Genomic DNA, 12,554 nt, shown 5'->3' with positions numbered 1-12,554 from the left:
AGCGCAGCTTGAGTGTCGCCAGACCGATCAGCGAAAGGATCAGCGAGATGATCCAGAAGCGGATCACCACCTGCGGCTCGGCCCAGCCCTTTTTCTCGAAATGGTGATGGATCGGCGCCATCAGGAACACCCGCTTGCCGGTTGCCTTGAAGTAAAGAACCTGCACGATCACGCTGACGGCTTCGGCCACGAACAGCCCGCCCACGATGGCCAGGACGATCTCGTGCTTGGTGGCCACCGCGATGGCGCCCAGCGCGCCGCCCAGCGCCAGCGATCCGGTATCGCCCATGAACACGGCGGCCGGCGGCGCATTGTACCACAAGAACCCAAGGCCGCCGCCGATCAGCCCGGCACAAAAGATCAGCAATTCGCCCGTGCCGGGCACATAATGGACATCCAGATATTCGGTGAAATCGACCCTGCCCACCGCATAGGCAATCACGCCCAAGGTGCCGGCCGCGATCATCACCGGCATGATCGCCAGCCCGTCCAGACCATCGGTCAGGTTCACCGCATTGGCCGAGCCGACGATGACCAGCATCGCAAAGGGCAAGAACAGCCAGCCCATGTTGATCAACACATCCTTGAACACCGGCACCGCCAGATGCGCCGACAGGCTGTCGGGGTGAACAGACACGCAAGCCACCGCCACAACCGCCGCGACGACAAAACCGATCAGCAGCCGGAAGCGTCCCGACAGGCCCTTGCTTGATTTGCGGCTGACCTTGGCCCAGTCGTCGGCAAAACCGATCAGGCCAAAGGACACGGTCGTCAAGAGCACGATCCAGACATAGGGATTGTCAAGCCGCGCCCATAACAGCGTGGACAGCGCCAGCGCCGCAAGGATCAGCAAGCCCCCCATGGTGGGCGTGCCCGCCTTGGCGATGTGATGGGCCGGGCCGTCGGCGCGGATGGGCTGGCCGGCGGCATATTTGCGCCTGAGCGCGTTGATCAGCGGCTGCCCGAAGACAAAGCCAAAGACGAGCGCGGTGAAAAAGGCACCGCCCGCCCGAAAGGTGATGTAGCGAAACAGGTTGAAGACATCCCCGCCATCGGAGAACGCAGTCAGCCAATACAACATCTAGTGGGGCCCCTCCCTTTGATCCGCTGTCGCTTGCCCGAGTTTTCGCAAGGCGTCAACCACGCGGGACACCTTGATGCCCTTTGAGCCCTTCAACAGCACGATATCCCCCGGCTCAAGGGTGTGTGGAAGGGCTGTGGCCATCGCATCGGCACTGTCGGCATGGCTGCCCCGGATGGCTGCGGGCAGTGCGGCATCCAGATGCGCCATCAACGGGCCCACGGTATGCACAAGGGCGATGCGCGCCATGGCCGGGTGATCGGCAAGCGCGGCGTGCAGCGCGGGGCCTGTCGGGCCCAATTCCAGCATGTCGCCCAGAACCGCGATGCGCCGCCCCCGTCCCGCGGGCTCGGCGGCGGCCAGCATCTCGAGCGCGGCGGCGATCGAGGCGGGATTGGCGTTGAAGGCGTCATCGATCATCTCGATCATCAGGTCCGCGCCCGGCCCCAGCCGGAGCACCTCGCGGGTGCCGCGCCCTTGCACCGGGGTCCAGCCCGACAGCGCAATGGCTGCCTGTGCGGCATCGGCCCCGGCCAGTTCCGCCGCCGTCAGAGCGATCAGCGCGTTCATCGCGTAATGCCGCCCTGATGCGCCTACGCCAAAGGCGCGTTCCGTGCCAAGGATCCTGGCCTCGATCACGGTCGTGCGATCGGCCAGCCTTGCGCTGATCATGCGCGCCTCGACGCTATCGGCGCCCCCGAACCGCACCAGCCGGGCACCCATGGCCCGGGCCTTGTCGAACAGGATCGGCGCGGTGTCGATATCGGCATACGCCAGAGCGATCCCGCCCGGGGCCAGCCCCTCGAAGATCGCCGCCTTTTCATGGGCGATACCTTTGATGACGCCAAAGGCCTCAAGGTGGGCGGGGGCGACGGTGGTCACGATCGCCACATCGGGGCGCGACAGGCGCGACAGCGGCGCGATTTCACCGGGGGCATTCATGCCGATCTCGATCACCGCGAATTCGGTGTCGGCGGGCATCCGCGCCAGCGTCAGCGGCACGCCCCAGTGGTTGTTGAAGCTGGCCTGGGCGGCATGGGTGCGCCCCTGCGGGGCCAGCGCCGCGCGCAGCATGTCCTTGACGGTGGTCTTGCCGACCGATCCCGTCACGGCGATCACTTTTGCGGCGGTGCGCGCGCGCGCCGCCACGGCAAGGGCGCGCAACCCCGCCATCACATCATCCACGACCAAAAGCCGTGCACGATCCACCCCGTCGGGCACGCGTGACACCATGGCCGCCACAGCACCCCGCGCCAGCGCATCGGCCACGAAATCATGCCCGTCGCGCACCGCGCTGAGCGCGATGAACATATCCCCCGGCACCACCGAGCGGCTGTCGATGGAAAGCCCCCGCGCAATCCAATCGCCAGATATGCGCCCAGCCGTCGCGGCGGCGGCATCGCCGGCTGTCCAAAGTCCGCTCATGCCCGTCCCTCCAACGCGGCGATGGCGACGCTGGCCTGTTCGACATCGTCGAAGGGATAGACCACATCGCCCACGATCTGCCCGCTTTCATGCCCCTTGCCCGCGATCAACAGCGCATCACCCGGCTCCAGCGCATCGACCCCGCGCAAGATCGCCTCGGCGCGGTCGCCCACCTCGGTCGCCTCGGGGCAGGCGTGCAAGATCGCGGCGCGAATGGCGGCGGGGTCTTCGGATCGGGGATTGTCATCGGTCACAAAGACCACATCGGCGTGTTCTGCCGCCGCCTTGCCCATCAAGGGGCGCTTGCCCCGATCACGGTCGCCGCCCGCCCCGAAGACGACAATCAAGCGCCCCATGACATGCGGGCGCAGCGCCCGAATGGCCGTTTCCAGCGCATCGGGGGTATGGGCGTAATCGACAAACACTGGCGCGCCATTGGCCCGGCGGCCCGCAAGCTGCATGCGCCCGCGCACGCCCGTCAGACGGGGCAGCACCGAAAACACCGCCTGCGCATCCTCACCGGCGGCGATCACCAGACCCGCGGCGGTCAGCACATTGAGCGCCTGAAAGCCGCCGATCAGCGACAGGCGGGTTTGGACCGTCTGGCCCTGCCAGCGAAACAGCACATCCTGACCCGTGTCATCCAGCCTGCGGCCGGTGATCTTGAGCGCCGCATCCTCGGAATACTGGCCAAGGCCGATCACCTCGATCTCGCGGCGGGCGCAAGCGGCGGCGACGCGGGGGCCATAGCTGTCGTCAAGATTGACGACCGCCACCCCGTCTTCGGCCAAAAGCTCGGTAAACAGGCGCAGCTTGGCGTGGAAATAGGTTTCCATATCGCCGTGATAATCCAGATGATCTTGCGTCAGATTGGTGAAACCGGCCGCGGCAAGGCGCACAGCGTCCATCCGGCGCTGATCGAGCCCATGGGATGATGCCTCCATCGCGGCATGGGTGACACCCGCTTGCGCCATCTGGGCCAAGACCCGATGCAGCGTCAGCGGATCGGGGGTGGTGTGCATCCCCGGCGCGGAAAATGCGCCCTCGATGCCCGTGGTGCCGATATTGACGGCCTCATGATCCAGAAGCGTCCAGATCTGGCGGGTGAAGCTGGCCACGCTGGTCTTGCCGTTGGTGCCCGTGACCGCGACCATGACATCGGGCTGCGTGCCGAACCACAGGGCTGCCGCATGGGCAAGGGCCGCGCGCGCATCTTCGACCACGACCAGCGCGGCGCGCGATCGGGCAAGGGCTTGGGCAGCCAACGCCGCACCGTCGCGGTCGGTCAGGATTGCGCCCGCGCCCATCTGCAGGGCGGTGGCAATGAAATCGGCGCCATGCTGCCGGGTGCCCGGCAGCGCGGCAAACAGCGCCCCCGGCCCGATCTTGCGGCTGTCCAGCACCAGATCGCTGACCGCCACATCCCCCCCGGACCTTGCGGTCAGGCCGAGGTCCGACAATTGCCTTGTCCGAGGCGCCATGCCCAACCCCCCAACCCCGCCTGATCACCGTGAACTGCTGGATAGCGCATCCATGGGGGCGGGTTCAATCTCGGGTCTGAGGCCCATCAGCGGCGCGGCGCGGCGAATGATCTCGGCTGCGACCGGCACCACGGTCCAGCCCGCGGTGCGGCGCGGCTCGGGGCCCGAGGTTTCGACGGCTTCCTGCAACATCGCAACCAGCACATAGCGCGGCGCATGCATGGGAAATGCCGACGCAAAGGTGGTGATGTTGCGGTCGTCGTAATAGCCGCCTTTGGGATTGGGCATGTCGGCGGTGCCGGTCTTGCCGCCCACGGCATAGCCTTCGACATCGGCGAAGGTCGCGGTGCCTTCGGTGACGGTGGCGCGCATCATGACACGCAGCTGCGCGCTTGTGGCCTCGGAGATGATGCGCGCGCCCATCTGCGGGGCATCTTGCCGCAACAGCGTGGGCACGACACGGGTGCCCCCGTTGACCATCGTGGCATAGGCGCCGGCCAGATGCATCAACGAGGTCGACACACCATGGCCGTAGGAAATGGTCATGGTCGACATGTCGGTCCAGCGCGCGGGCGACAACGGGCGGGCATTGCGCGCCTCGATGACTTCCACCGGGGCGGGCACGAGCAAGCCCAAGCCATCCAGAAAGGCCCGCTGTCTTTCGCCACCGATCCGTTGTGCGATGCGGACGGTCCCGATGTTGGAGGAATGGATGAACACATCATGGACCGTCTGCTCGGCCCCACGGCTGTGATAATCGCGGATGGTGAAGCCTCCGGCGCGCATCGGTCCACGGGTGTCGATCATGTCATCGGGTTCGATCAGGTCAAGCTCGAGACCTTGCGCGATGGCAAAGATCTTGAACACCGAACCCAGCTCATAGACGCCCTGAACGGCACGATTGAACAGCGGGCTATCGCCCGGATCGCCTTGGGTGGACGGGGCCGGGCGGGCGTTGGGGTCGAAATCGGGCAGGCTGGCCAGCGCGATGATTTCGCCCGTGTGGGCATCCATCATCACCGCGGCGGCACCGCGCGCATTCATCAGCGCCATGCCGCCGGCCAGCACTTCTTCGACGGCGGCCTGCACCGACAGATCGAGCGACAATTGCAAGGGCTCGGTGCGACCCGGATCGCGCAGACTTGCATCAAACACCGCCTCGACGCCGGCCACGCCGATCACCTCGGCCGCATCGACCGCCTCTTGCCCGAAACTGGCCCCACCCAGAACATGGGCCGCAAGCCGCCCGTTGGGATATAGCCGCATCTCGCGCGGACCAAACAAAAGCCCGGGCTCGCCCAGATCATGAACCATCTGTTCTTGTTCCGGGCTGAGATACCGGCGCAACCACAAAAAGCGACGGTCCGATGCCAAGCGCGTTTGCAGCTCTGCGGCCTGCATTTCGGGGAATATGCGCGCCAGCCCATCGGCGGCAGCGCGGGCATCCACGATTTCATGCGGATGGGCGTACAGCGCATTCGTGGCAAAATTTGTGGCCAAGACACGGCCTTCGCGGTCAACGATATCGGCGCGCGTGGTCAAGATCGAGCTTGTCGCCTGTGCCACGGCGGGTTCTTCGACCTCGGTGGTGGCCAGGGCCGCCATGCGAACGCCCACCCAACCGAAGGCGCATACGAAAACAAGGGCGACCAGCAGCATCCGGCCTTCGGTGCGCTGGCGCAAGCGGTCGCGGGCGACCTCATGGCGCAAGCGCAGGTTTTCACGCTCGATCAGATCGGGGTTGTCGCCACGCGCGCGCGCCGGAAGGATCCGCGCCAAGGGCCGCAGAGGTGTGCGCATCGTCATGGGATCCGTTCCTCTGACAGCGCGACGCTACCGATGATGAGATCGTCCGAAACAAGGACGGCTGGCGGTTGGGGATAGGGTATCTGGGTCGCACGACCGAATTGCTCGGGTGCCAGTGGCAAAAGCCCCAGGCGGTCGAAATTGATGTAGCCCAGTTCCCGCAACCGGTCTGGCCGGTTCAGATAAGCCCATTCCGCGCGCAAGATCGAAAGCCGCTGCCGCTGTGCGCCGATGTCAGCCTGAATCCGTTCAACGCGGCGCTCGGCCTGTTGGGTCAGGATGGTTTGATGATAGGCCCAATAGCCCAGACCGATTACCAGCAGCATACCGCACAAGGTCGCAAAGGCGCGCATCACATTACCTCCGGCAACAGGGGCAGGCCTAGCTTGCTTCGATCGACCGGCGCTGCGGGGGCTATGGCGCGGGTGGCAACACGCAACCGCGCCGAGCGGGAGCGCGGGTTTTCTGACAGCTCATCTGCATCGGGCGCAATAGCCTTTTTCATCGTCAGATCGAAACCCGGGATCTGATGATGCGCCTCGGGCGCGTGGCGCGATCCGCCCCCCCCGGTGCTGGATCGTTCCGCCAGAAAGCGCTTGACGATACGGTCTTCGAGCGAATGAAAGGTCACGACCGCCAGCTTTCCACCGGGCTTCAAGGCACGCTCGGCCGCCTCCAGCCCATCGACCAGCTGGCGCAATTCATCATTCACCGCGATGCGGATCGCCTGAAAGCTGCGGGTTGCGGGATGGCTTTGGCCGGGTTTCTTGCGCGGCAGGCAGCTTTCGACGATCCGGGCCAGCTGCAGGGTCGACACGATCGGCCCTTTGGTGCGTTCGGCCAGAATGGCGCGCGCGATCCGGCGGGCGGCATGTTCTTCGCCGTAGTGATAGAGAATATCGGCGATCAGCGCCTCGGGGGCGGTGTTGACGATATCAGCGGCCGACAGCCCGGTTTGCCCCATGCGCATGTCCAAGGGACCATCCGACAGAAAGGAAAAACCCCGCTCGGCGCGGTCAAGCTGCATCGACGAGACGCCCAGATCCAGCGCCACACCATCAAGCGGCACGTCCGCCAGCCGATCAAGATCGGAAAACGTGCCTTGCACCAGCCGCAACCGGTCGCCATGGGCCCCGGCCCAGGGGGCCGCCATCGCAAAGGCCAGCGGGTCGCGATCAATGCCGATCACCCGATCGGCACCTGCGTCAAGCAAGCCGCGCGCATAGCCGCCCGCGCCAAAGGTGCCATCAAGCCAGACACCTTGCACAGGGGCCACGGCCTTGAGCAGGGCGCGCAAAAGAACGGGAACATGGGGTGCGCGGCCCGTCTGTGTCGCGCCTGCGCCCGTCATTCCGCATCCATCGCCGCCGGCTCGTCGGGCAAAAGCGACAGCGCATCGAAATGCGGGTCATCTTGGGCCAGTTCGGCCAGAAGCGCGGCAAAGGTCGCGGCCTGTTGATCGGCCTGCGCCGGGCTGAGGATGTGGAATTTCTCGCCATGCCCCTCGAAGGCGGCTTCCTCATCAAGCGAAATCTTGTCGCGCAATTCCTGTGACAAGACGATGCGGCCGGTGTCATCCAGCGTCACGGTTTCCGACATGGTCTTGTAGTAATAGGCCATGATGCGGGCCTGGGCCGTGCCTGCCTTCATGCGGCTGATGCGGGCCAAAAGCCGCGCATAGGCGTCGGCCGACCAGCATTCGAGATAAGTCTTGGTTGGATCGCCAAAGGTGACATGCAAGCGCAGCACGCCGCCAGAGACATAATCGGCATCGCAGTTCTGCAAGACACGGCGAAACTTGACCGGGATCGACACCCGGCCCTTTCCGTCCATCTTGTTCCGGCTGACGCCGGTGAACTCACGATCCACGGGACTGTGCCCTTTTGCTGCCTCGGTGCGGCTCTGTCAGGGCCGCCGGAAATGGAAACGGCGGATCGAGCAAGCTGCCATTGCTCGATCCGCCGCTCTCGTCCCATCGCTGGGTGTCCGACTGCGCAGGCCACCTGGGGGGATGTCTGCTTGCTTGCGCGCCGGATCTCTTTGTCTGGCGTTGGAGATGCCTGTATGAACCTGCCGTTTTTTGTTTTTGGTTCAGGCCTTTGCGGCCCGATGTCTATCCCGTCTGCCAATGGGTGAGTGATGCCACGGAGTATGACCCCATGTAAACCCTTTTTTTGGGAAACATTCCCATTTCTTGGGATTTCAAGCTGTCGCGCAATCCGATGACAGGCCGGAACGCCCCCCAAAAGCGCACCCTTTGTAGCCTATGTGATTGCACCCCCAAGATATGGGGGTCACAGGCCCATGGGGACACATGGGAGAAGGTGGGACCCTGTCCCGGATTTTTTTGAACCAGCGATGGAAACCTGACCAGCGGTGACCGGCCCTGAGCCGAAAGGATGCGAATCATCGCATCCCTGGGCGGTCGTCAGACCACACCACCCGCGATCAGACGCTGGGCAAGGGCACCATAGGCCTTGGCCATCGGCCCCTCGCCGACCGCGATGGGGATGCCCGCATCCCCCGCCAGCCGGGTGTCAAGATCGATGGGAAGCGACCCCAGAAATGGCAGGCCCAGCTTGTCGGCCTCGGCCTTGACGCCGCCCTGGCCAAAGATATGCGCCTCATGCCCGCAGTTCGGGCAATGATAGACGCCCATGTTTTCGATCAGCCCCAGAACCGGGGTCTTGAGCAGCTCGAACATGTTGAGCGCCTTGCGCGCATCCAAAAGCGCCACATCCTGCGGCGTGGACACCACGATCGCCCCCGTCACATCCGACCGCTGGCACAGCGTCATCGCCACATCGCCCGTGCCGGGTGGCAGATCGACGATCAGCACATCCAGATCGCCCCATTCCACCTGTGTCAGCATCTGCTGCAGCGCGCCCATCAACATCGGCCCACGCCAGACCACGGCCTTTTCCTCGGGCAGCATGAAACCGATGGACATCAGCGTGACGCCATGCCCGTGCAGCGGGATGATCGTCTTGCCATCGGGCGAGGCGGGGCGCTTGTTGACGCCCATCATGCGCGGCTGGCTGGGCCCATAGATATCGGCATCCAGAAGCCCGACACGCTTGCCCGCCCGCGCCAGGGCGACAGCAAGGTTCGAGGCCACGGTGGATTTGCCCACGCCGCCCTTGCCCGACCCCACCGCGATGATGCGCTTGACCCCCGAGGGGGTCATCGGCCCGGCCTGTGGCGTCGGATGGCCCCCGATTTTCAGACTGGGCGGCGCGGCCGTGGGGGCGGATTTCGGGGCGGGACCATGCGCGGTCAGGGCCACGCTGACCTGGTCGACACCGGGCAGCTTGCGCACCAGCCCCTCGCAGGCAAGGCGCACGGGTTCCATGCGGCGCGCCATGTCGGGGCTTTCGGCCTCCAGCACAAAGCTGATCTTGCCACCCTCGATCTTGAGCGCGCGCACCATGTCGCGGCTGACCGGATCGCCACCATCGGGCAAGCTCAGGCTGCGCAGCGCGTCAAGAATGGTATCGCGGGTCTGGGTCATGATCTGTGCTGTCCTGATTGTGGGGCGGTCTTGCGCGTTGACATAGGCCGTCAGCGCCGCGCTTGCACCCCCAGAATGACGGCGCCCTGCACCACGATGCCCAGCACACCGGCCAGCGCCAGCGCGGGCCCGATGCCCAGCCATTCGCCCAAGCCCCCGATCGCAAAGGCGCCCAAGGCCACGGCGCCAAAACCCGCCACCACCCAAAGGCTCATCACCCGGCCGCGATAGCCGTCGGGCAGGTCGGTCTGAATGGCCGATTGCATCGAAACGCCGACCCATGTGGCACAAAACCCCGCCAGCGCCGTTGCCGCAATCGCCACATACCAGCCCGGGGCAAGCCCCATGGCGATGACGGCCCCCTGCCCCAGCATCGCGGCCCAAAGCACCACCGGCGGAATGCTGGCCCCCGCCGCCCCCACGCCCGAGGCCTTGAGCAAGGCCGACGAAATCGCCCCCGCCCCGGCCGCAGCCGTCAATACCCCCAGCCCGGCGGCACCGCGCCCAAAGGCGCCATCAGCCAGCACCGGCAACACCTCGAGCGCGCCGCGCACCACCGTGGAAAAGAGCAGCGTGAACACCAGGGCCAGCCGCACCAGCGGCGCGGCCATCGCATAGCGAAACCCTTCGCGCAGATCGGCCCAAACGGATGCGGGCGGGCGCTGTGGCAGGGCGCGGGGCGTCAGGCGCGGCAAAACCAGCAGCATCGGCACATAGGACAGAACCGACATCCACAGCGCCACCCCCGCCCCCGCTGTGGCGATGACGCCACCCGCGATGATTGGCGCCACAAGCCGCGCCAGGTTGAAGTTGAGCGCAGCCACGCTGACCACATGCTGCACCATGTTCGCCGGCACCAGACGGGGGCCCAAGGACATCCGCACCGGATGATGCGCCGATGAAATCACCCCAATGGCAAATGCCGCCACAACCAGCACCCATGAGCCGCTGAACGGCAAGCTCAGCGCCAGTGCGGCCAGAACGACGGCCATGGAAAGATTGGTGATGAAGGACGCGCGGCGGATATCGACCCGGTCAGTCATTACCCCGAACAGCGGGCCCATAACCAGCGCCGGCGCAAGGCTCAAGCCCGCCACCAACCCCACGAAGCCCACCGACCCGGTGCGTTCCCATGCCAGCCAGCCGATGGTGACGCGCTGCACCCAGATCGCCTGTACCACGAAGAAGAGCCCAAGGAAAAAGAGGCGGAACTGGCGGTCGCGAAAGGCCCCGCCAGCCAGAGCCGTTATGTCAAGAGGACGCTGCCGCAACGTCATGCCCAGCCATGCATTTGCTGCAAGGCAGCATTGATCGTTCGTTCATTGTGCATTCGCAGCATTCGCTTATGTTCGAGTTCAAGGTTGGGGCACGCAAAGGCGAACAAGCCACGCGCAATGCGGCGCGTCCCTGACGACCAATGAAGGTGAAGCAAGATGGCATATGTTTCGAGCAACCGCTCTGTCTCCACGGGGCTGCGTTTTGGCGATCGGCTGGCAGAGATCGGCAAGGATCTCGCCGATGCGTGGCGCGCCCGCAGCGTCTATCGCCAGACGCTGACGGAATTGCAAGCGCTCTCGCCGCGCGAGCTTGATGATCTTGGGCTGCATGACGGCATGCTGCCCAGCGTGGCCCGTCAGGCCGCCTATGGCACACAGGGCTGACGCCGCCCTGACGCGACAGCGGGGCCTGTGGGCCCCGATACAAGACAGCCCGGCAGACCTTCCCTCCCGTAGGAACGCCCGGCTTGCGGGTCCATCCCCCTCCTCCCCTGGATGGGTCCGCCTTTACCCGGTCCGGAAACGGGCCAGACGGATCGGTTCCCTCTCCTCCCTCCCTTGGGGGAACCGTGACGACCGGCGGCGGGGCTTCCTCCTCCCTTGGCCCCGCCGCCACGGATTTTTGCAAGGCCGCGGGCCTTGCGACATCGGATTGGCGCCTCTCCTCCCTTGGCGCTGATTGCTGGCGGCGGCACCCTCTCCTCCCTTGGGCGCCGCCGCCCTTTTTTTTGGTCACATCACCGGCGGCGTTTGTGAACATGCCGCCCCTTGTGCTGGTGATGGGCGCGCCATCACATCATCGGGCAAACCCTGGCGCAGCCTGTTTTTGCCGCCCGACAGGCCAAAGCGTCCCTAGGCCCGTTCATCCTTGGGCGAGCCCATCACCACATAGGTCGTGATCGTTGCCACCTGTGGCAGCGCGCCCAGAATATCGGTATGGAACCGCTTGTAGGCGCGCAGATCCGTCACCTCGACGCGCAGCAGATATTCGACCGCACCGGTGATGTTGTGGCATTCGCGAACCTCGGGCGCGGCCTGCATCGCGCGCTCGAACGCCTCTTGCACCCGCTTGGTGTGTTCGGACAGACCCACGGTCAGATAGGCGGTGAACCCCACCCCCATTTGGTCAGGCGCCAGCACGGCGCGATAGCCCGCGATCACCCCCGCTGCCTCAAGCGCCTGCACCCGGCGCGAACAGGCCGATGGGCTTAGCGCCACCCGTTCGGCCAGCTCAAGATTGCTGATCCGCCCCTCATGGGACAAGATGCGCAATATCTGGCGGTCTTTTTGATCGATGCTGGTCATTTGTTGCAAGATATCATGGCTTGAACAAGAAAATGCAATTTCATTGCGGCGCATCTCGCGCATTGTTGCACCATGACTGCTGACATCCTCCTTGCCCTGACCCTGTTCGCCTTTGCGACCTCGATCACACCGGGGCCCAACAACATCATGCTTCTGGCCTCGGGGGCCAATTTCGGGCTCAGGCGCACCGTGCCGCACATGCTGGGCATTTCCATCGGGCATGCGGTGATGGTGGCACTGGTGGGATTGGGTCTGTTGGGGCTGTTCGAGGCGCTGCCATGGCTCAGGCAGGCGCTGATGGCCGTGAGTGCGGCCTATCTCTTGTGGCTGGCCTGGAAAATCGCCCATGCCGCCCCACCCGGTGACGGCCCGGCCAAGGGGCGCCCGTTTGGCTTCTTGCAGGCAGCAGGGTTTCAATGGGTCAATCCCAAGGCGTGGTACATGGCGATTTATGCCCAGACCAATTTCGCCCCGGATGCCGGGCCTTGGGGCGCGGTGGTGGTGGCCGTGATCTTTGCGGCGATCAATCTGCCCTCGGTCGCGACATGGGCCGCGATGGGCACGCAGCTGCGGCGCTGGCTTCACGGGCCGGGGCGGCTCAGGGCGTTCAACATCACCATGGCGGTGCTTCTGGTGGCCTCGCTCTATCCGATGCTGGGGGTATAGAC

12 protein-coding genes are annotated in these 12,554 nt (G+C 65.2%); 2 read left to right on the top strand and 10 right to left on the bottom strand.

Annotated elements, in window-relative coordinates; translation table 11 throughout:
- From mraY to Q0094_RS02165, 9 genes are all read right to left on the bottom strand, one after another.
- On the bottom strand, nucleotides 1–1,081 hold a 1,081-nt coding region (mraY, locus tag Q0094_RS02205; protein ID WP_297614802.1), incomplete at its 3' end, for a phospho-N-acetylmuramoyl-pentapeptide-transferase.
- A complete protein-coding gene (gene murF / locus Q0094_RS02200) occupies nucleotides 1,082–2,506 on the bottom strand; it encodes a UDP-N-acetylmuramoyl-tripeptide--D-alanyl-D-alanine ligase (protein ID WP_297614800.1) in 1,425 nt (474 codons plus the stop codon). It lies immediately after the preceding gene.
- Nucleotides 2,503–3,987, bottom strand: a complete 1,485-nt coding sequence (locus tag Q0094_RS02195) for a UDP-N-acetylmuramoyl-L-alanyl-D-glutamate--2,6-diaminopimelate ligase (protein WP_297614797.1) — start codon at nucleotides 3,985–3,987, stop codon at nucleotides 2,503–2,505. The genes murF and Q0094_RS02195 overlap by 4 nt, the downstream gene beginning before the upstream one ends.
- A gap of 24 nt (nucleotides 3,988–4,011) precedes the next feature.
- The gene (locus tag Q0094_RS02190) at nucleotides 4,012–5,793 is read right to left on the bottom strand and encodes a penicillin-binding protein 2 (RefSeq protein WP_297614795.1); all 1,782 of its coding nucleotides are present in this window, start codon (nucleotides 5,791–5,793) and stop codon (nucleotides 4,012–4,014) included.
- On the bottom strand, nucleotides 5,790–6,119 hold the full coding sequence (locus tag Q0094_RS02185; RefSeq protein WP_297614793.1) for a cell division protein FtsL: 330 nt from the start codon (nucleotides 6,117–6,119) through the stop codon (nucleotides 5,790–5,792). Before Q0094_RS02185 ends, Q0094_RS02190 begins: the two co-directional genes overlap by 4 nt.
- A 26-nt stretch (nucleotides 6,120–6,145) precedes the next feature.
- Nucleotides 6,146–7,144, bottom strand: a complete 999-nt coding sequence (gene rsmH, locus Q0094_RS02180; RefSeq protein WP_297614791.1) for a 16S rRNA (cytosine(1402)-N(4))-methyltransferase RsmH — start codon at nucleotides 7,142–7,144, stop codon at nucleotides 6,146–6,148.
- Nucleotides 7,141–7,662 carry a cell division/cell wall cluster transcriptional repressor MraZ gene (locus Q0094_RS02175; RefSeq protein ID WP_297614789.1) on the bottom strand — a complete coding sequence of 174 codons (522 nt, stop codon included), beginning with the start codon at nucleotides 7,660–7,662 and terminating at the stop codon, nucleotides 7,141–7,143. The genes rsmH and Q0094_RS02175 overlap by 4 nt, the downstream gene beginning before the upstream one ends.
- A gap of 559 nt (nucleotides 7,663–8,221) precedes the next feature.
- On the bottom strand, nucleotides 8,222–9,304 hold the full coding sequence (locus tag Q0094_RS02170; RefSeq protein WP_297614787.1) for an Mrp/NBP35 family ATP-binding protein: 1,083 nt from the start codon (nucleotides 9,302–9,304) through the stop codon (nucleotides 8,222–8,224).
- A gap of 50 nt (nucleotides 9,305–9,354) precedes the next feature.
- Complete coding sequence (locus Q0094_RS02165) at nucleotides 9,355–10,581, bottom strand: MFS transporter (RefSeq protein ID WP_297614785.1); 1,227 nt, start codon at nucleotides 10,579–10,581, stop codon at nucleotides 9,355–9,357.
- A 156-nt stretch (nucleotides 10,582–10,737) separates the two neighbouring features.
- Here Q0094_RS02165 and Q0094_RS02160 point away from each other — a divergent pair, with 156 nt between their 5' ends.
- On the top strand, nucleotides 10,738–10,965 hold the full coding sequence (locus Q0094_RS02160; RefSeq protein WP_297614783.1) for a DUF1127 domain-containing protein: 228 nt from the start codon (nucleotides 10,738–10,740) through the stop codon (nucleotides 10,963–10,965).
- Between the two features lie 468 nt (nucleotides 10,966–11,433).
- On the opposite strand, the gene Q0094_RS02155 is transcribed toward Q0094_RS02160, so the two are convergent.
- Nucleotides 11,434–11,886 (bottom strand): Lrp/AsnC family transcriptional regulator, encoded by a 453-nt coding sequence (locus tag Q0094_RS02155; RefSeq protein ID WP_297614781.1) that lies wholly within the window; start codon nucleotides 11,884–11,886, stop codon nucleotides 11,434–11,436.
- 72 nt (nucleotides 11,887–11,958) lie between these two features.
- On the opposite strand from Q0094_RS02155, the gene Q0094_RS02150 reads away from it, so the two are divergent.
- A complete protein-coding gene (locus Q0094_RS02150) occupies nucleotides 11,959–12,552 on the top strand; it encodes a LysE family translocator (RefSeq protein ID WP_297614779.1) in 594 nt (197 codons plus the stop codon).
- Nucleotides 12,553–12,554: the final 2 nt, after the last annotated feature.

Source organism: uncultured Roseicyclus sp. (assembly GCF_937892565.1).
Lineage (GTDB): Bacteria > Pseudomonadota > Alphaproteobacteria > Rhodobacterales > Rhodobacteraceae > Roseicyclus.
This window is presented reverse-complemented; position numbering and strand designations above follow the sequence as displayed.